Below are 18,074 nucleotides of genomic sequence, written 5' to 3' on the forward strand. Positions count from 1 at the left end.
GATTAAGTCCACCGAATGTGCGCCTCAAGCGTTATAGAGCGCACAGGAAACGACAAACGCAAAACACGATGAAGCAACAAACGCTCGCGATGGCCGCAGATCAAGGTGCAGGATTCGAGACCCGACGCAAACGCACGCGTCGCGACGAGTTTCTCGACACGATGAATTCGATCATGCCGTGGGCGGAACTGGGCGCGGTGGTCGAGCCGTTTTACCCGAAACGGGGCAACGGCCGCCCGCCCATTGGCCTGGAGCGCATGCTGCGGATTCACTTTATCCAGCACTGGTTCAATCTGGCCGACTTCGCCTGCGAAGAGGCGCTTTACGACAGCACCAGCCTGCGTCGCTTCGTGGGAATTGATCTGGGCTGCGAAGCCGTGCCCGACGCAACAACGTTGCTCAAATTCCGGCGACTGCTTGAGACGAACAAACTGGGTGAACGACTCTTTGCCGAGGTGGGGCGCGTGCTGCAAGCCAGCGGGATGAAGCTCAGCAGCGGCACCATCGTGGATGCAACGCTCATCTCTGCGCCGAGCTCGACGAAGAATGAGCAGAAGGCGCGCGATCCGGAGATGCATCAGACGCGCAAAGGCCAGCAGTGGTATTTCGGCGCGAAGCTGCATATCGGCGTCGATAGCCAAAGCGGCCTGGCCCATAGTGCGGTGGTCACTGCCGCCAACGTGCACGACAAGCATCCCCTGCCGCAATTGCTGCACGGGCAGGAGCAACGCGTCTACGGTGATAGCGCCTACGCGAGCCAGAAAGCGCTGATTCGCGGCAAAGCGCCCAAGGCACGCGACTTCACCAATCAGCGCACGCGCCGCGCGGGCGAAGTCGACGAGGTAGCGCGCGGCAAGAATCGCAACAAGTCGAAGATCAGGGCCAGGGTCGAACATGTATTCGCAGTAGTCAAGCGCCTCTGGGGTTTCACCAAAGTGCGCTATCGCGGGCTGGCAAAGAACGCCAACCGTGCTTTTGTAGCGCTGGCCCTCGCCAACGTCTATCTGTCGCGCCGACGATTGATGGCACAGGTGCGCCCGTAGTGGGCGAAAAGCGGGCCAAAGGCCCGTGCAAATGGCACGAAAGGGCCGAAAACCAGAGGTCAAAGCTCCGCTCACGGTGATCAGACCTCGAATCATTTTGAAATCGAGATTTGCGGCGGCTTGTTCAGCGTTGCCTTAAGGACGATTCAACTCAATCAAAAAGCCTGGCGGGCTGCACGAAAGATGCGGTTCACCAGGCTTTTTTGTTTCCTTTTGCATTGCACGGTGCGAGATAGCCGCACCGCGGATGTCGGCGGCCATCATCGGGCCACTTGTCAGCTCTTGCGAAACACCACATGCGAAATCCGCTGCACCAGCAGCGCGGCCGCGAGCGATGCCACCGCCGTCAGCCACACACCGATATGAATCGACTGCACGAGCGCGTCGCGTGCGCTATCGATCAGCGCGAGCGTATCGAGTCCCGACTTCTTCATATCCGCAATCAGCTGTGTGCGCGACGCTTCGTCGATCAGGATGCGCAGATCGACGAAACGCGGCTGCCATTGCGATGAGGCCGGCTCTCCGAGCACGCTCATCGTGCGCGTGACGACATTGCGATAGTGATGCTGCACGACAGTCGCGACGATGCTGGTGCCGAGCATGCCGCCGACCATGCGCGTCGATTGCAAAAGCGCGGTCGTGATGCCGAAGCGCTCGCGTCCGGCGATCTCCTGGCCGAACACGTTCAGGTTGTTCAGGATGAAGCCGAGGCCGATGCCGACCGCGCCCATCGGCAGCACGATGCGCCAGTGCGGCGTGTTCGGATTGGCGAACGCGAGCGCGATCGACGCGAACATCAGCAGCGCGAAACCGATCGTCAGAATGCGCGTGGGCTTCTTCATGTGAATCACGATGCGCGTGTTCACCACACTACCGAGTGCGATGCACGCGGCGATCGGCGTCGCGAGCAGGCCGGCCTGCTGCGGCGAAAGACCGAAGCCGCCTTGCAGCAGCAAAGGCGCGAAGAAGATCAGCGAGAACATCACGAACCCGGACAGCATGCCGAGCGTGAATAGCGTGACGAGCTGCGCGTCCTTGAACAGATCGAGCGGAACGATCGGATGCGTGGCGCGCTTTTCGCACCTGAAGAGTGCGATCGCGCCGGCGATCACGCACGCGCCGAGCACGAGATTGCCCACGGTGAGGCCGTGCTTCGGCACCGCTTCGATAAACGCCTGCAAGCCGCCGAGCACGCCCGCGACGAGCCCCGCGCCGAGCCAGTCGATCTTTACTTCGCCGTCATGCGGCCGCCGGAAATTCGGCAGATGCATCCAGATGAAATAGAGCGCCGCCGCGCCCACCGGCAGATTGACGAGAAACGTCGAGCGCCAGCCGAGGTGCTCGCTCATCCAGCCGCCGAGCGACGGGCCGGCCGCCGTGCCGATGCCGTAGGCCGCGGCCAGCACGACCTGCCAGCGCACGCGGGTGCGCGGGTCGGGGAACAGATCGGGAATCGACGCGAACGCGGTGCCGACCATCATGCCGCCGCCAATGCCTTGCAGTCCGCGCGCGATCGCGAGAAACAGCATGCTGTTGGCGAGGCCGCACAACACGGACGCGACCGTGAACGTGATCACCGCGGCGATCACGAAGCGCTTGCGGCCGAAGTAGTCGCCGAGCCGCCCGAACACCGGCACCGTGACGACCGAGGCGAGCAGGTACGCGCTTGCGATCCACGCAAAATATTCGAAGCCGTGCAGCTCGGCGACGATCGACGGCAGCGCGGTGCTGACGACGGTCTGGTCGAGCGCGACCAGCATGTTGACGAGGCCGATGCCGAGCATCGCGTAAAGCGCGTGGCGAAACGGCAGGGCGGGGGCGGCGGCGGCGGAACTGACGGGGGCGGTGGAATTCACGGATCGGGCAGAAGGCGGTTCGGGGTGGACGCTGCACGGCGGATCGCGGTCAGGCTGCCGGCGATTGTACGCAGGTTGTCTGACGTCTTGAGGATTATACGGGTTTCCCCTGGTCAAAAGAATTCGTCGCGCGAAATACCACACGGCGCGGGAAACAGGTGGTGCCCCGGGCACGGCGCCGCACACGGGCCGCGGCGACTCCTGCATCGCCGTCCTCCAGTCGCGGACGCTGGCGCGCGCTTGCATCGTAGGGATGTGCGCGAGCGTACTGGACGGCCCGCACGGGTACGCCCGAACGTGGTACGTTCGCTCGCGGAATATCCGATCGATGTGTTCGAGGAGGAACTCATCCTGCGTCACGCCATGGCTTTCCTGCTGAAAACAGTCCGCGAAGCCTTGACGATCAGCGTCGGCGCGAGAGCGGTTTGGGGAGGTGGCGCGCTTCTGCTCTATGCGCACGGCGCAGCCGCCGTCACCGACATCGATACCGGCACCGGCGCCGCCTCAGGAATCAACACCGGCTTCGTCTCGCTGTATGGCGTGATCGATACGAGCGTCGAAATCACCGACCCCGGTTCGGGCTGGGTCGCGCGCATGGACTCCGGCGCGTATCGCGGCTCGCGGGTCGGGCTGCATGGCGCGCAGCCGCTCGGGGGCGGCAACGCGATCGTGTTCACGCTCGAAAACGGCTTCAGCTCGACCGACGGCAGCTTGCAGGTGCCCGGCTCGATCTTCAATCGCCAGGCATGGATCGGCGCGAGCGGCAGCTGGGGCGAACTGCGCGTCGGCCGTCAGTATTCGCCGATCTATATTCCGTTCAAGGGCGATCTCGACGCGTTCGGCGCCGGCACGATCGCCTCGGGGCTCAACAATCTGTCAAAGATCACGCCGTATGCGAACAACGCGGTTGCGTATCTGTCGCCGCGCATCGCCGGCTTCAGTGCGACGCTGATGATGGCGATGCGCGATCCGTCCGAGGCCGACGGCAACGGCATCGACGGTTATTACGTGAGCGCGTCGTATCGGCTCGACCACCTGCATCTGCTGTACGCGCGCCAGCAGACGCACGGTGCCGGCGCGCTGCGCGCGAACCTCGGCGGCGCGAACTACGCCTTCGGCAAGTTGCGCGTGTGGCTGTCCTTTTTCAACGGCGATGGCGGCACACCGGTCTATCACGGCGCGGGCGGCTCGCTGTCGGCGCAGTACAGTTTTTCGACCAATGCGCGTGCCTCGCTCGGCTATGCGCACGTGCGCGACTACACGACGCCTGGCGGCAGCGCGGACCAGTTCAGCGCGGCATTCGAATACAGCATGTCGCCGACGCTGCTGCTGTATTTCAGCGCCGCCTATCTCGCGAATCACGACGACTCGCGCTTCACGCTGCGCGGCGTCAACGTGACCGGGCTGCCCGTTGCCTATCCGGGCGCGCCGGTCGCGGGCGTCCAATTCGGTGTGATAGAGCGGTTCTAGCGCGCATCGCAATACGTCAAGCTTTCAGTCGAGTCATTCACCCATTGGATAAAAGCGCTTGAATGCGTGCGCGAAATCACATGTCGCGCGGGCCTGATTTCTGCGTCGCGTTTCACATAACGCGCAGATTCCGCGGGATCACGCTCGCGCGTTGGCACGATTCCGATTGAACAGAAAACGGGGTAGCGGCGCTATGCTAGCGGTTTCGTCTACTCGAGGAGCGACCGATGACCCAACACGCAGGTTCGATGATCACGTTCAACCGTCCCGACGGCAAGCAGCTACAGGGCTATCTCGCGAAGCCTGAAAAAACCGCGGGCGCGCCCGCGGTCGTCGTGATCCAGGAATGGTGGGGCTTGAACGACCAGATTCGCGGCGTCGCCGATCGCCTCGCCAAAGCCGGCTACTTCGCGCTGGTGCCCGATCTGTATCGCGGCAAGTCGACGGTCGAAGAGGATGAGGCGCACCACTTGATGAGCGGCCTCGATTTCGGCGATGCCGCAACGCAGGACGTGCGCGGCGCGGTCCAGTATCTGCAGCAGCACGCGGCGAAGGTTGGCTTGACCGGCTATTGCATGGGCGGCGCGCTGACGTTCCTCGCGCTGTGCAACGTGCCTGAAGTGGCGGCCGGCGTCGTCTGGTATGGCTTCCCGCCGCTCGACTATATCGACGCGTCGAAGATCAAGGTTCCGGTGATGGGCCACTGGGGTTTGCAGGACGAGTTCTTCGCCGCCGACACCGTCGACGCGCTCGAAAAGAAACTCACCGACGCGAAAGTCGACGTCGAGTTTCATCGCTATCTGGCGCGTCACGCGTTCGCGAACGAAACGGCGGTCGGGTCGGGCCGCATCGCGAGGACGCAATACGACCCGGTCTGGGCGCAACAGGCGTGGGATCGTACGTTGACGTTCTTTGGCCGCACGCTGTGGAAATGAGTTGGTGAATGGCGGAAGCGGACGGCTCGTCCGCTTCGTGAGAGTGCCCGCGGTCGTGGCGCTTTCTTGATACGGCCGTCCGAACTGTGCCGCACGCTGCCCACGATGGACGCGCCCGCGGCTCAGGAAGCGCTCCACACCTGCGCTGTTGATGGCGGCGGCGTTCGGCACGGAAACAGGCTTGACCGGCAGTGCGCGGGCGGTGGCACGCACCGCGATGTTCACGGCAGCGCGCCGCTATATCGACGCAAATCCCGGCCAACCTGATCTGACGGTCGACTGCGTGCTGGCCATGTCGCAGCTGTCGCGGCCCACGCTGTATCGATTGTTCGAGCCGGAGGGTGGGCTTCACGCGTATATCCGCAACCAATGCATGGAGATGACAACGTGGTGAAGATCGATCCTGACCGGCTGATGGCCGACCTCAAACGGCTGCGCGGTTTCGGCGCGACCGGTCCCGGCGTGGTCCGGCTCGCGCTGTCGCCGGTCGATCTGGCGGCGCGCGAATGGCTGGTCGGCAGGATGACGGAGGCGGGGCTCGACGCGCGCATCGACGGCGTCGGCACCGTGTTCGGACGCTCGCGCAATAGCGGTCCCGCGCTCGTGATCGGCTCGCATACCGACACGCAGCCAACCGGCGGCTGGCTCGATGGTGCAATGGGCGTGATGTACGGGCTCGAAATCGCCCGCGCGCTAGCGGAGCATGACGCGACGCGGCACCTCGCCGTCGACGTCGCGTCGTGGATCGACGAGGAGGGCACGTTCTCGGGCCTGCTCGGCAGCCGCAGCTTCGTCGGCGAGGCGGTCGACGACTCGATTCGCGGCGCGACGAATCGGCAGGGCGAACGCCTCGCCGACGTACTCGAGGCCGCTGGACTGGCGGGCCGACCGCGTGCGCGTTTCGAGGCAGGGCGCCAGGTCGCGTATCTGGAGCCGCATATCGAGCAGGGCGGACGTCTCGAAGCGATCGGCAAAGCGATCGGCGTCGTCACGACGATCGTCGGGCTGCGCGAATCGCGGCTGTGCTTCACGGGTCAGCGCAACCACGCGGGCACGACGCCAATGGCGATCCGCCGCGACGCGGGCGCGGCGCTCGTCGCGTTCATCGCGCGGATGAACGACGCGTTCGGGCAGCTGGCGGACGCGGATACCGTCTGGACCGTGGGCCGCGTAGAACTCGATCCGGGCTCGATGAGCGTCGTGCCCGGCGCGGCCGACATGTACCTGCAATTCCGCGATGCGAACCCCGCACGGCTTCAGGCCATGGAACGCGCGCTCGCGGAACTGGTGCGCGATTTCAACGCGCACGACGCGGTGAGCGTCGAATTGCAGACGCTCGACGAGCCGATCGAACCCGTCAGCATGGACGCTACGCTCGCGGAGCACATCGCGCGAGCCGCCGAAGCACTCGCGCCGGGCCAGTGGCTGCGCATGCCGAGCGGCGCCGCGCACGACGCGCAGGTGATCGCGCGTTGCATGCCGGCGTGCATGATGTTCGTGCCGAGCATCGGCGGCGTGAGTCACGACTTTATCGAGGACACGGCCGAGGCGCATATCGTGCTCGGCTGCCAGGTCGCGGCGACGGCCGCGGCTTCGATGCTGCTGCAGCTATCGGCTCGGCATTCCTGAGGGCCGCGCTACTTCCACTTGTCGCCGAGCGCGTCGAGCCCGGCTTTCATCAGATCCTCGGGCAGCATCGCGATGCGCAGCTCGCAGTCGGCGTCGAGCGTCAGGAACCACGGTTCGGCAAGCGCGGGGATCGCCGATGCATCGGCGACCTCGACGACCGCCACCGCGCCGCGTTTGCCCTGCTGCTCGGTGAAGTAGATGGCTTCCGGTTTCATGTCCTCGAGGATCTTTCTCATCAGGTCGCCGATTCGGCCTTCGCGCACGAGTGTGCTGAACGGTTCGTTCGGTATTTGTATGTTGAGAAGCATGCGCATGTCATCCTCCTGTTCGATACCCCAAAGGGCATCTTAAGGATAGGTGTTGCATGCGCGGGCGATGGTGCTGATCGCGGACGAAGCATCGGCGATTACAGCCGGTGGGTGGCGCATCGTGCCGGGTGTGTGCGCTGCTTTAGCTACCGAACAGCGAACCCTGCGTTCCCCGGCTCGGCTGACGATGCGCCGGTTTCGCGGGCGCATCGTCCTTGACCGCTTGCGCCGCTCCCCGCTCAGGCGCCCGCCTTTGCGCGTGGTCCGCCGCTGCTTCGAGCGAGGTCTGCCCCGCCTCCAGCGAAAGCAGCAGCATCTTGTTGGCGAGGCCGCCGGCGAATCCCGTCAGCTCGCCCGACGCGCCGATCACGCGATGACACGGCGCGACGATCGAGATCGGATTCCGGCCGTTTGCCGCGCCCACCGCGCGCACCGCATTGACGTTGCCGATCTGCTGCGCGATCTCCGAGTAGCTGCGCGTCTGGCCGAACGGAATGGTCAGCAGCGCGCGCCAGACCTGCTTCTGGAACTCGGTGCCGTGAAAGTCGAGCGGCAGATCGAAGGCCTGGCGCGTGCCCGCGAAGTACTCGTGCAATTGCCGCGCTGTCTCGACGAGCACCGCTAGCTCGTTCGCTTCGCTCATTTCGCCGAGTCGCACGCGGTCAGGCTTGTCGTGCTCCCACAGAATCGCGGCGAGGCATTCGCCTTTCGCCACGAGCTTCAACTGACCGACCGGCGAATCGATCAACTTGTATGCATACGTCACTTTCTCAGGCTCCTGACAGGGTGGCGGCGCAAGGACTTGCGAGGCGGCGGCGTTTCGACGACCGGACGCGCAAAACTGCATGAAGGCTGCGCCGTTATCCGATAGTGTGTCGCTTGCGTGGCGCGAACGCGCTCCAGATATTGCTGTCTCATTCGCATTCGACATGGCCGCGACGGCCGTGACCCCCGCGACGCTCGCATCACTGTACCGCAGAGAACCCCAGATGACCTTCGACTCAGTAAAATCGACAGCTTCGGTACGACACGCTGCGGGCGCTACCCGATCTTCTTTCCCACGACTGTGACCACGACTTTAGAACAACTGCGGGCCGGGCGACTGGCGGGTGCGCGCGAACTCAAACTCGCGGGCGGCCTGAGCGAATTTCCGCGCGAGATTTTCGATCTCGCCGATACGCTCGAAGTGCTCGACCTGTCGAACAACGCATTGACGACGCTGCCGGACGATCTGCCGCGTCTGCGCAAACTGCGCATCCTGTTCGCGTCCAACAACCCGTTCACCGAATTGCCCGGCGTGCTCGGCGAATGCGCGCAACTGAGCATGATCGGCTTCAAGTCGAATCGCATCCGCGAGGTGCCGGCGCGCGCGCTGCCGCCGCTGCTGCGTTGGCTGATTCTGACCGACAACGATCTCGAACGCTTGCCCGCGGAGCTCGGCCGCTGCACGCAACTGCAGAAGCTGATGCTTGCCGGCAACCGGCTGCGCGCGCTGCCCGAGGAGTTGGCCGCATGCACGCGGCTCGAACTGCTGCGGCTCGCGGCGAATCGTTTCGATGCATTGCCGCGTTGGTTGCTGGGTCTGCCGCGGCTCGCGTGGCTCGCGTATGCGGGCAATCCGTTCAACGCGGCGCTCGAACAGGCGGCGCTCATCGACACACCGATCAGCGGCATTCGTTGGGATGCGTTGCAGCTCGAACTGCCGTTGGGCGAGGGCGCATCGGGCGTCATCTATCGCGCGGCGCTGCACGCGGACAACGAGCCCGCGCCGCGTGCGGTCGCCGTCAAGCTGTTCAAGGGCGCGGTGACGAGCGACGGTTTGCCCGACTGCGAGATGGCTGCTTGCATTCGCGGCGGCGAACATGCGAACCTGATCCCCGTGCTCGGCAAGGTGATCGGGCATCCGTCGGATACGCATGGCCTCGTGATGGGATTGATCGATACGCGCTTCGCCAATCTCGCCGGCCCGCCGAGCCTCGCATCGTGTACGCGCGACATCTATCGCGACGACGCGCGCTTCGACCTTGCGACGGTGCTCGGTATCGCGAGCGGCATCGCGAAGGTCGCGAGTCATCTGCATCGGGGCGGCGTGATGCACGGCGATCTGTACGCGCACAATATCCTGCACGGCGGCGCGGGGCGCGCGCTGCTCGGCGATTTCGGGGCGGCGTCGTTTTTTGACGCCGGCGATCGCGAGCTCGCTATCGTGTTGCAGCGGCTCGAAGTGAGGGCGTACGGCTGTCTGCTCGAAGAACTGCTCGAGCGTTGCGAGGTATCCGGTGGACTCGACGCGCAACTCGCCGCCTTGAAGACGCGTTGTCTGAGCGAAGATATCGACAGCCGGCCGCTCTTCGACGAAATTGCCGCCAGCGTCGCGTCGTTCGATCGGCACCTCCGCAACCGGCACTTCCGCGAAGGAGTCAAGCCATGACGCAGAACATGCGCCGCCGCGTGCTGCTCGCGGGCGCGCTGGCCGCAACCGGTCTCACTGGCATCGCGCTGTTCGCGGACGCTGCCGGCGCCGAAGTGCTGCCCCGCACGAAGCCGAAGATCGCGCTCGTACTCAAATCGATGTCCGACCCGTTCACGGTCGCGATGGTCGACGCTGCGCGCAATTACCATGACCACTTCTCGTCGCAATTCAGCCTGACGATTCGCGGCACGGCCAAACAGACCGACACCGCCGCGCAGATCCGCATGGTCGAGGAGGCGATCAGGGCGAAGGTGAACGCGATCGTGATCGCGCCGACCGACTCGAAGGCGCTGATCCCGGTGATCGCGCGCGCGATCAAGGCCGGCATCATCACGATCACGATCGACAACCCGCTCGACGATGCGGCGCAAGCGGCCGCCGGCATTTCGGTGCCGTTCGTCGGGCCGAACAATCGCAACGGCGCGAAGCAGGTCGGCCAATATCTGGCCACGCGGCTGAAGCCCGGCGATCAGGTTGGCATCATCGAAGGCATTTCGGTGAGCAGCAATGCGCAGCAGCGCACGGCCGGCAGCCGCGATGCGATGGATGCCGCGAGCGTGCAGGTCGTCGCGGTCGAGTCGGGTGACTGGGAGTACGGCAAGGCCCGCGACGTGGCCACGAAAATGCTGGCCGAGCATCCGCAGTTGCGCGCGCTGTTATGCGGCAACGACAACATGGCGATGGGCGCGGTCGACGCGATTCGCGACGCGGGTCGCGGCGGCGGCGTCTATGTCACCGGCTACGACGCGATCGATGCGATCAAGCCGCTACTCGCCGACGGCCGCGTGCTCGCGACGATGAACCAGTTCGCCGGCCGCCAGACCGTGTTCGGCATCGACTTCGCGTTGAAGGCGGTGACCGAGCGGCGCAAGCAGCGCGAGTTGTCGAAGGTGATCGAGACGCCGCTGCAACTGGTGACGGGCTGAAGCGTTGAGGCGGCGCGCGACGCGGCAGCGATTTTTTCCGTGGCATGATGATGTCCGATGTATTGGTATTCAACCACAACGAACCGCTGGGCCTGCCATGTCCTTCCATACCTGGTTGCTTTTCGCCGGTGCCTATCTGCTCACCACCATTTCGCCGGGACCGAACGTTCTGCTCGTGATCCGCAATTCGGTCCGCTATGGAAACCGCGGCGCGGCGGCGAGCGTTGCCGGTAATCTGCTCGCGCAAGGAGTCGTCGTCGCGCTCGTGGCGCTAGGTGTCGGCGCGGTATTGACGACGCTGCCGCCGCTCTTCGTCGCGATGAAAGTGCTCGGCGCGGGTTATTTGGTGTATCTCGGCATCAGGCAACTGCGCGGCGGCAACAAAGAGGCATCGCGGGCCGCGCAGCCGGCGGGCGTCGCATCGTCCGCTTATACGTTCGAGCGCAAGAAGGTATTCCGCGAAGCCTTGCTCGTGTCGGGCAGCAATCCGAAGACGATGATCTTTCTATCGGCGTTCATGCCGCAATTCATCGACCACGAGCGCGGCCTGTCGGAGCAGTTCATCGTGATGTATCTGACGATCGCGGTCACCGTCGCGCTCGTGCACACCATTTATTCGCTCGGCGTGCGCGGTATCCATACGCGCGTCGGAGCCAGCCGTTGGGTCGCGGCCATCAAACGCGGCAGCGGGCTCGTCTTCGTCGCGCTCGGCATCAAGCTGCTGACCGCGCAACGCGGCTAGTCCGTCATGATGCCGGCAAGAAAATGAGCCGAATGCAAAGCATCGTCGATGTGAACGTGCTGTTCCTGAATGGGCAGGGCGAGTGCCTTTTCATCCAGCGCGCGAATACCGGTTTCAGGGACGGCCAGTACGCGTTGATTGCCGGCCATCTCGAACCGGGCGAATCGATCGAGGCATGCGCGATTCGAGAATCGAAAGAAGAAGCCGGTGTGACGATCGCGCCCGGCGCGCTCGAATTCAAACTCGTGATGCGGCGCGACTCGGACACGAACCGCATCAGCTTCTTTCTCGTGTGCCGTTCATGGCAAGGCGAACTGGCGAACATGGAGCCGCACAAGTGCTCGGGCTTCGTGTGGGCGAAGCCGGACCATCCACCGGCACCGGTCGTCGACTACGTGGCGGCCGCTCTCGCGCATATCCGCGACGGTGTGATGCTGGCCGATTTCAAGCCGTGATTCGCAGAGTTGCTGCTTATCTCGTCACTTTTGCTGACGATTTCCTGAACGAATCAAACCCTCCCGCTGAATCGAGCGACGAAACGACCGCCAATTGACGCGGCTCCAATCGCGACGTTCGACGCGAAGGGCGACCTTCAGCACGGCGTGATCTCGCTGTACGACTACAAGGACGGTAAAAAGACGCTGCTGGACGTCGTCAAGATGTAACAGCGAGCGGTACGCCGCGAAAGCACAAAGGGCCGATCAAGCATTGCTTCATCGGCCCTTTGTTTTGACGGTAGCGAGATCGTTCGACTCAGGTCATTGTGGTTACGGCACGAGCCACAACGCCACCGCGTAAATCACCAGCGACACCGCGAACGTCACCGCCGTATAGCCCATGACGCGCTGAATCCGGATACCCGCGATCGCGACGATCGGGACGGCCCAGAACGGCTGCAGCATGTTCGATACATTCTCGGCCATCGCGACGCCCATTGCGGTGCGCGGCACCGACGCATGCAGGCTGAGCGCCGCGGGCAGCACGAACGGACCCTGCACCGCCCAGTGGCCACCGGCGCTCGGCACCAGCAGCGTGATGATCAGCGAGCTCAGATAGCTCCACAGCGGCAGCGTGACCGGTGACGCGATCGTCACGAACGCTTTCGCGATCATCGACGCGAGACCCGTGCCCTTCATGATGCCCATGATCCCGCCGTACATCGGATATTGCAGCAGCATCGAGCCGGTCTGACGCGCGGCGCGGCGAATCGAATTCGCGTACGCGATCGGCGTGCGTTGCAGCGCGAGACCGATCATCAGGAAGATCAGGATCGTGTTGTTGATGTCGAGATCGAATCCTTCCTTGTGCCACGTCAGCGCCAGATAGCCGATGCCGAGCGCGAGCATCAGCAGTGTGCCGAGCATCGACTGTTCGAGGCGCGCCGCGAGCGATGTCTCGCTGCTCGCGCGGGCATGCGGGTCGTCGCTCGGCGCGTCGGCGGCTGCTTCGCCGCTCTGACGAAACGCGACGACGTTCTCCGCCTTCGGATGCATCTTGATGAAGATCGCGGTCATCACGACGACGACCAGCACGGTCGGAATGAACACGAACGGCGCGAAGATGGTTTCGCTGAGCGGCACCACGTGGCCGGTCGCTTTCTCGACGAGATTCAGCGCATTGCCGTGGGATGCCTGTGATAGCGCGATCGAACTTGACAGCCCGCTGTTGCAGATCGACCAGGCCGAATAGCTGCCCGCGACGAGCCATGCGAAGTCGACGTCGACGCGCCGCGCGATTTCCCGCGACAGCAACGCGCCGACGATGAGCCCGAGCCCCCAATTGAGCCACGCGGCAACCGCGACGACCGGAAACACGAGCAGCGCGGCACGCGTCGGCGAGTTCGCATGCGACGCGAGCGCGCGCAGACCGCGTTGCACGATCGGCGCTTCCGCGATCGCGTAGCCGGTCGCGAGGATCAGGATCATCTGCAGCGCGAAGCCCAGAATGCCGAACGTGCCGGTGTACCAGGAATCGAGCAGCGTCGGCAGTGTGCCGTTCGGTGCGATTAGCATCGCCAGCACGGCGACGAAGAACGTCAGGCAGATCGACAGTACGAACGGGTCGGGCATGACCTGCTCGAAAACATAAACCAGCCCTTCGACGATGCCGCGCGAAGCGGCCGGTCGGCCGGCGGCGTGAGGGGGAGTGTCTCGCTTCATGTGTGTGACTCTGTGTAGTGCCCGGCCCTGTGCTGGGCGGAGGGGCGGGTACGGCGCGCCGGCGCGGGGTGCTGGCGCGTATTGGCGGCAAACTTGCCTTACCTGATCTTGATCACAGCGGACAGATTGGCGCGAATCCAGGAGGGTGGGCCCAGGCTTGGGCGCGCCTGGCCTCGAACCCGGTGTTGCGCTCGAAAAGACCTCTGTTTCCGTTTCAATGTTCTTACGGTGAACACGGTTTCGTTAAACGAACGCTGCATTATTCGCGGTGGGAGCGGGCAATGTCAAGAAAGGTGAAATCGGCCGAGCGGTCGCGGCATCGTTTAATACTTTCCTCGACCTAATTACGCAGAAAAAATATATTGGACGTCTTACTGGCGTTCTTGCACTATTCGTTCCCAGCGCAAAGTCCGCGCTGCGATCCCCACGCCCGCGCGGGCGCTCATCAAAACCGATAACAGCAATACCTGAGGATACAGATGCCTAACTATCGCTCACGCACTTCGACTCATGGCCGCAACATGGCCGGCGCCCGCGCGCTGTGGCGCGCCACCGGCATGAAGGACGACGATTTCGGCAAGCCGATCATCGCGGTCGTGAATTCGTTCACGCAGTTCGTGCCGGGCCACGTGCATCTGCGCGACCTGGGCGCGCTGGTCGCGAAGCAGATCGAAGCGGCCGGCGGCGTAGCGAAGGAATTCAACACGATCGCCGTCGACGACGGCATCGCGATGGGCCACGGCGGCATGCTGTATTCGTTGCCGTCGCGCGAACTGATCGCGGACTCGGTCGAGTACATGGTCAACGCGCACTGCGCGGACGCGATGGTCTGCATCTCGAACTGCGACAAGATCACCCCGGGCATGCTGATGGCCGCGATGCGCCTGAACATTCCGGTCGTGTTCGTGTCGGGCGGTCCGATGGAAGCGGGCAAGATCAAGTCGCCGACCGACGGCCAGGTGATCGCGAAGATCGACCTGATCGACGCGATGATCAAGGCCGCCGATCCGAAGATCAGCGACGCCGAAGTCGCCGAAGTCGAGCGCAGCGCGTGCCCGACCTGCGGTTCGTGCTCGGGCATGTTCACCGCGAACTCGATGAACTGCCTGACCGAGGCGATCGGCCTCGCGTTGCCGGGCAACGGCACCATCGTCGCGACGCATGCATGGCGCAAGGGCCTGTTCGAGCAGGCGGGCAGCCTGGTCGTCGATCTGTGCCGCCGCTACTATCAGGAAGAGGACGCCTCGGTCCTGCCCCGCAGCATCGCCACCAAGCAGGCGTTCGAAAACGCGATGACGCTCGACGTCGCGATGGGCGGCTCGACCAACACCGTGCTGCACCTGCTGGCCGCCGCGCAGGAAGCGGGCGTCGATTTCACGATGTCGGACATCGACCGTATCTCGCGCAAGGTGCCGTGCCTGTGCAAGGCCGCGCCCATGACCGACAAGTACCACATCGAGGACGTGCATCGCGCGGGCGGCATCATCGGTATTCTCGGTGAACTCGCGCGCGCGGAGCTGCTCGATCTGTCGTGCGGCAACGTGCATAGCGGCACCCTCGGCAACGCGATCGCGAAGTGGGACATCGCCGGCGACGCGGGCGAGGAAGCGCAGAAATTCTTCCGCGCGGCGCCGGGCGGCATTCCGACCACGGTCGCCTTCAGCCAGGAAGCGACCTACGCGACGCTCGACACGGACCGCAAGAGCGGCTGTATCCGCAGCAAGGAAAACGCGTACTCGAAGGACGGCGGCCTCGCGGTGCTGTACGGCAATCTCGCGGAGAAGGGCTGTATCGTGAAGACCGCGGGTGTCGACGAATCGCAGTGGCTGTTCTCGGGTCGCGCGCGCGTGTTCGAAAGCCAGGACGACGCGGTCGACGCGATTCTCGGTGACAAGGTCGTGCCGGGCGACGTCGTGGTGATCCGCTATGAAGGTCCGAAGGGCGGTCCGGGCATGCAGGAAATGCTGTACCCGACTTCGTATCTGAAGTCGAAGGGCCTCGGCAAGAGCTGTGCGCTGTTTACCGATGGCCGTTTCTCGGGCGGCTCGTCGGGCCTCGTGATCGGCCATGCGTCGCCGGAAGCGGCGGAAGGCGGCACGATCGGTCTGGTCGAAGACGGCGACGTGATCGAGATCGACATTCCGCAGCGCAAGATGCATCTTGCGGTGTCGAATGAAGAGCTCGCACGCCGTCGCGCGGCGATGGAAGCGCGCGGCGACGACGCATGGCAGCCGACCAATCGCGAGCGTGTCGTGTCGCAGGCATTGCAGGCGTATGCGGCGCTCGCGACCTCGGCCGATCGCGGCGCGGTGCGCGATATTTCGCAATTGAAGCGCAAGTAAAGCGCGGACTGGCGCGGATCGGCGCGGCGGCCCTTTTCGCGGTGACGCGACTGGGCCCCAATAGAGACCGGTATGCGGGCGACTGTGTGCCGGTTTTTTTTTGCAGTGGCAGTGCGAATGGACGATCGCTCAGGCGTCTCCTGCGCAGCCCTGCGCGGAGCCTTTCCTAAGCCGAAAAACTGAAAACGATGTCATCGGCACGCTGCGACGACCCCGCCAGCATCACGCAGTTTCTGCCGTTTGCCGATGAAAGAATCGCCGGAAGCCGTGGATCGCGAGGAGCGAGGCCAGTAGCAGCAACGCGCTTGCGCCCAGTACGACGATATCCGACCGACGGAACAGAAGGAGCGTGGCCGCGACGGCCAGCAGGCCACTTGCCACACACCAATGGCGTATCCCCGGAACCTGAGCGCGAAACAGCGAGCCGAGAACGGCGACGCTCATCAGGCAGGACAGAATCGCGATGCCGATGAAGGCGTTCGGGATGGACATGGCCGCGCAACAATGGGTGTGATCCATGAAGGCTCCTGGTGCAACACCAGGTCGCGCCAGTTACATCCGCTGCCTCCGCACAAAGCGCATCTCGTACCGGAAGAATTTTTCGCGCCAGATCAAATTTCAACGATTTTCGCCCGACGATTTCCTTTCGAATCGCTGGACAGACGGATCTGGCGTCGACGTAACGGGGCGGTCGCCACGCATAGCCGGATTTCGGCCTCATGCAACCTTCGCGTTACGGCCTGCTTGCGTCTATGCTTGACTCACTTGTTTGGCTGCCAACAACGCCGACGAGGTCTTCTGCAGTCTTCAATAATCGCCCGCTCACCAAGGGCAAACCCAACAGGAGAAAACCAGATGTCACGATCCATCACGCGGCGCGCTTTCATGGTGTTCTGTGGTTTGGCCTTCGCGGGTACGCTGACCTTGGCGCAAGCGGCGCCCGTCTCGTTCGAGGTGCCTTTGACGGGCGCCCAACAGGTTCCGCCGGTGCAGACGCCTGGCAGCGGCACCGCCAAGCTCACGTACGACCCCAGCACGCGGGTCGTCACCTGGAACATCAGCTTCAGCGGATTGACGAGTCCGGCCACGATGGCGCATTTCCACGGGCCCGCCCCGGCAGGTAAAAACGCAGGCATAAAAGTCTGGTTGTCGCAGAAGGGCAACATGGAGGTGACGAGCCCGATCACCGGTCAGGCCACGCTATCTCCGGACGACGCCAAGATGTTCGAAGCCGGTGACATGTACATCAACGTTCACACGAAGGACAATCCGAATGGCGAGATTCGCGGCCAGGTGAAGCCGCCGAAGGGCAGTTGATCCAGGCACGGTAGCCGCGCCCGGAGAGCGGGTTTGCGGCAGGCTCACAGATAAGCCGCGAGCAGCATCACCACGGCAACGCCGACGCCGAATGGCAGCAGCGCCAGCAGCGCTGGCGCCTGCCGCGGGGCGTCCACGGACGAGGGCAGCAGTTTGTAGCCGGTCAGCATCGGGCGCAGCAGGTTGTGTCCCTTCGCTACCGCGTAGAGGGCGATCACGAGCACGTGCAGCACCACCGCGGCAAGCAGCACGTACCAGACAAGGCCGTGCAACGCCGAGATTGCGTTGGCGAGCCACACGGGCACCAGTTCGCTAAACGGCCCTTCGTCGGCGATATCGTTGTTGACGTAGAGCCCGCTCAGCGTCTCGGTCAGCAGCAAGACGAGCAGAAATAGAACCATCCAGCCGCCGGCCGCATTGTGGCCTACCTGCACATCGGGCTCGCGATGAAACAGGCGGCGCAAATGACGAAGCGCAGCCGCGGGTGATGCCACGAAACTGCGAAAGCGGGCGGTCTCACTGCCAAAGCAGCCCCACAGCAGGCGGAAAATAACAAGGGCGAGCAGCGTCTCGCCGACGCGCACGTGCCAGTCGATCCAGTTCAGCTTCAACGTGACATACGCGGCCGTGACCAGCACGACCACCAGCCAGTGAAACAACCGCACCGGCGCGTCCCAGACAAGGACAGGGCGGGTTACGGGCTGGGTCGGCCGCGTGTCGGGTTCGTGAGCATCCATGTGTCGTACCTGCGTGCGCAATCGCGCTCGGACGAAAATCCGCGTGGCTCCTCGGCCACGCGGAAAATCGACGGAGCCGTGCTGGCAAATGAATTCAGTGTTTCGAGCGGGACCGGAAACTTCCCCACACTCTAGCC

General features: G+C 64.0%; 17 protein-coding genes and 1 pseudogene. 12 read left to right on the forward strand and 6 right to left on the reverse strand.

From position 1 onward, the window contains the following. The first annotated feature begins 68 nt into the window (after positions 1 to 68). Positions 69 to 1,043: an IS5 family transposase gene (locus HWY30_RS27665; protein ID WP_090807255.1), complete on the forward strand. Its 975-nt coding sequence runs from the start codon at positions 69 to 71 to the stop codon at positions 1,041 to 1,043. 275 nt (positions 1,044 to 1,318) lie between these two features. On the opposite strand, the gene HWY30_RS27670 is transcribed toward HWY30_RS27665, so the two are convergent. Further along, on the reverse strand, positions 1,319 to 2,827 hold the full coding sequence (locus tag HWY30_RS27670) for an MFS transporter (RefSeq protein ID WP_090807475.1): 1,509 nt from the start codon (positions 2,825 to 2,827) through the stop codon (positions 1,319 to 1,321). A 369-nt stretch (positions 2,828 to 3,196) separates the two neighbouring features. Between HWY30_RS27670 and HWY30_RS27675 the strand changes: the two genes are divergently transcribed. The 4 genes from HWY30_RS27675 (at position 3,197) to HWY30_RS27690 (ending at position 6,933) form a co-directional block, all read left to right on the forward strand. Beyond that, positions 3,197 to 4,369 (forward strand): porin, encoded by a 1,173-nt coding sequence (locus HWY30_RS27675; RefSeq protein WP_090807473.1) that lies wholly within the window; start codon positions 3,197 to 3,199, stop codon positions 4,367 to 4,369. Positions 4,370 to 4,596: 227 nt separating this feature from the next. Beyond that, the gene (locus HWY30_RS27680; protein WP_090807471.1) at positions 4,597 to 5,304 is read left to right on the forward strand and encodes a dienelactone hydrolase family protein; all 708 of its coding nucleotides are present in this window, start codon (positions 4,597 to 4,599) and stop codon (positions 5,302 to 5,304) included. A gap of 151 nt (positions 5,305 to 5,455) precedes the next feature. After that, positions 5,456 to 5,698: a hypothetical protein gene (locus tag HWY30_RS27685; protein ID WP_244145034.1), complete on the forward strand. Its 243-nt coding sequence runs from the start codon at positions 5,456 to 5,458 to the stop codon at positions 5,696 to 5,698. After that, positions 5,692 to 6,933 (forward strand): Zn-dependent hydrolase, encoded by a 1,242-nt coding sequence (locus HWY30_RS27690; RefSeq protein ID WP_090810245.1) that lies wholly within the window; start codon positions 5,692 to 5,694, stop codon positions 6,931 to 6,933. Before HWY30_RS27685 ends, HWY30_RS27690 begins: the two co-directional genes overlap by 7 nt. A gap of 8 nt (positions 6,934 to 6,941) precedes the next feature. On the opposite strand, the gene HWY30_RS27695 is transcribed toward HWY30_RS27690, so the two are convergent. Then, entirely contained in the window at positions 6,942 to 7,247 is a 306-nt protein-coding gene (locus HWY30_RS27695) for a panthothenate synthetase (RefSeq protein WP_090807469.1), read from the reverse strand. A gap of 136 nt (positions 7,248 to 7,383) precedes the next feature. Next, positions 7,384 to 8,007: a methylated-DNA--[protein]-cysteine S-methyltransferase gene (locus HWY30_RS27700; RefSeq protein WP_090807467.1), complete on the reverse strand. Its 624-nt coding sequence runs from the start codon at positions 8,005 to 8,007 to the stop codon at positions 7,384 to 7,386. A 300-nt stretch (positions 8,008 to 8,307) separates the two neighbouring features. On the opposite strand from HWY30_RS27700, the gene HWY30_RS27705 reads away from it, so the two are divergent. The 5 genes and pseudogenes from HWY30_RS27705 to HWY30_RS43315 all read left to right on the forward strand — a co-directional run. Next, the gene (locus tag HWY30_RS27705; protein ID WP_090807465.1) at positions 8,308 to 9,672 is read left to right on the forward strand and encodes a leucine-rich repeat-containing protein kinase family protein; all 1,365 of its coding nucleotides are present in this window, start codon (positions 8,308 to 8,310) and stop codon (positions 9,670 to 9,672) included. After that, positions 9,669 to 10,640 (forward strand): substrate-binding domain-containing protein, encoded by a 972-nt coding sequence (locus tag HWY30_RS27710; protein ID WP_090807463.1) that lies wholly within the window; start codon positions 9,669 to 9,671, stop codon positions 10,638 to 10,640. Before HWY30_RS27705 ends, HWY30_RS27710 begins: the two co-directional genes overlap by 4 nt. 97 nt (positions 10,641 to 10,737) lie before the next feature. Then, on the forward strand, positions 10,738 to 11,382 hold the full coding sequence (locus tag HWY30_RS27715; RefSeq protein ID WP_090807461.1) for a LysE family translocator: 645 nt from the start codon (positions 10,738 to 10,740) through the stop codon (positions 11,380 to 11,382). A 23-nt stretch (positions 11,383 to 11,405) separates the two neighbouring features. Further along, entirely contained in the window at positions 11,406 to 11,837 is a 432-nt protein-coding gene (locus HWY30_RS27720; protein WP_090807459.1) for an NUDIX hydrolase, read from the forward strand. A 114-nt stretch (positions 11,838 to 11,951) separates the two neighbouring features. Next, positions 11,952 to 12,047, forward strand: a pseudogene (locus HWY30_RS43315) (ABC transporter substrate-binding protein); the annotation flags it as partial. Between the two features lie 102 nt (positions 12,048 to 12,149). On the opposite strand, the gene HWY30_RS27725 reads toward HWY30_RS43315, so the two are convergent. After that, the gene (locus HWY30_RS27725; RefSeq protein WP_090807457.1) at positions 12,150 to 13,541 is read right to left on the reverse strand and encodes a short-chain fatty acid transporter; all 1,392 of its coding nucleotides are present in this window, start codon (positions 13,539 to 13,541) and stop codon (positions 12,150 to 12,152) included. Positions 13,542 to 14,020: 479 nt separating this feature from the next. Here HWY30_RS27725 and ilvD point away from each other — a divergent pair, with 479 nt between their 5' ends. Beyond that, positions 14,021 to 15,883, forward strand: coding sequence for a dihydroxy-acid dehydratase (ilvD, locus tag HWY30_RS27730; protein ID WP_090807455.1), 1,863 nt, complete (start codon positions 14,021 to 14,023; stop codon positions 15,881 to 15,883). A 222-nt stretch (positions 15,884 to 16,105) separates the two neighbouring features. On the opposite strand, the gene HWY30_RS27735 is transcribed toward ilvD, so the two are convergent. Beyond that, entirely contained in the window at positions 16,106 to 16,402 is a 297-nt protein-coding gene (locus HWY30_RS27735) for a hypothetical protein (protein ID WP_244145035.1), read from the reverse strand. Positions 16,403 to 16,738: 336 nt separating this feature from the next. Here HWY30_RS27735 and HWY30_RS27740 point away from each other — a divergent pair, with 336 nt between their 5' ends. Further along, positions 16,739 to 17,200: a CHRD domain-containing protein gene (locus tag HWY30_RS27740; protein WP_090807453.1), complete on the forward strand. Its 462-nt coding sequence runs from the start codon at positions 16,739 to 16,741 to the stop codon at positions 17,198 to 17,200. Between the two features lie 44 nt (positions 17,201 to 17,244). Here HWY30_RS27740 and HWY30_RS27745 read toward each other — a convergent pair whose 3' ends face one another. Continuing rightward, entirely contained in the window at positions 17,245 to 17,937 is a 693-nt protein-coding gene (locus HWY30_RS27745) for a cytochrome b/b6 domain-containing protein (protein ID WP_090807451.1), read from the reverse strand. Positions 17,938 to 18,074 lie beyond the last annotated feature (137 nt).

The organism is Paraburkholderia tuberum STM678 (assembly GCF_902833905.1).
Lineage (GTDB): Bacteria > Pseudomonadota > Gammaproteobacteria > Burkholderiales > Burkholderiaceae > Paraburkholderia > Paraburkholderia tuberum.

What these genes read in the sequence shown, in the direction of transcription:
- HWY30_RS27665 (WP_090807255.1), top strand. Translation starts at nt 69, where the DNA reads ATGAAGCAACAAACGCTCGCGATGGCCGCAGATCAAGGTGCAGGATTC.
- HWY30_RS27670 (WP_090807475.1), bottom strand. Translation starts at nt 2,827, where the DNA reads ATGCTCGGCATCGGCCTCGTCAACATGCTGGTCGCGCTCGACCAGACC.
- HWY30_RS27680 (WP_090807471.1), top strand. Translation starts at nt 4,597, where the DNA reads ATGACCCAACACGCAGGTTCGATGATCACGTTCAACCGTCCCGACGGC.
- HWY30_RS27685 (WP_244145034.1), top strand. Translation starts at nt 5,456, where the DNA reads ATGGCGGCGGCGTTCGGCACGGAAACAGGCTTGACCGGCAGTGCGCGG.
- HWY30_RS27695 (WP_090807469.1), bottom strand. Translation starts at nt 7,247, where the DNA reads ATGCGCATGCTTCTCAACATACAAATACCGAACGAACCGTTCAGCACA.
- HWY30_RS27710 (WP_090807463.1), top strand. Translation starts at nt 9,669, where the DNA reads ATGACGCAGAACATGCGCCGCCGCGTGCTGCTCGCGGGCGCGCTGGCC.
- HWY30_RS27715 (WP_090807461.1), top strand. Translation starts at nt 10,738, where the DNA reads ATGTCCTTCCATACCTGGTTGCTTTTCGCCGGTGCCTATCTGCTCACC.
- HWY30_RS27720 (WP_090807459.1), top strand. Translation starts at nt 11,406, where the DNA reads ATGAGCCGAATGCAAAGCATCGTCGATGTGAACGTGCTGTTCCTGAAT.
- HWY30_RS27725 (WP_090807457.1), bottom strand. Translation starts at nt 13,541, where the DNA reads ATGAAGCGAGACACTCCCCCTCACGCCGCCGGCCGACCGGCCGCTTCG.
- ilvD (WP_090807455.1), top strand. Translation starts at nt 14,021, where the DNA reads ATGCCTAACTATCGCTCACGCACTTCGACTCATGGCCGCAACATGGCC.
- HWY30_RS27735 (WP_244145035.1), bottom strand. Translation starts at nt 16,402, where the DNA reads ATGGATCACACCCATTGTTGCGCGGCCATGTCCATCCCGAACGCCTTC.
- HWY30_RS27740 (WP_090807453.1), top strand. Translation starts at nt 16,739, where the DNA reads ATGTCACGATCCATCACGCGGCGCGCTTTCATGGTGTTCTGTGGTTTG.
- HWY30_RS27745 (WP_090807451.1), bottom strand. Translation starts at nt 17,937, where the DNA reads ATGGATGCTCACGAACCCGACACGCGGCCGACCCAGCCCGTAACCCGC.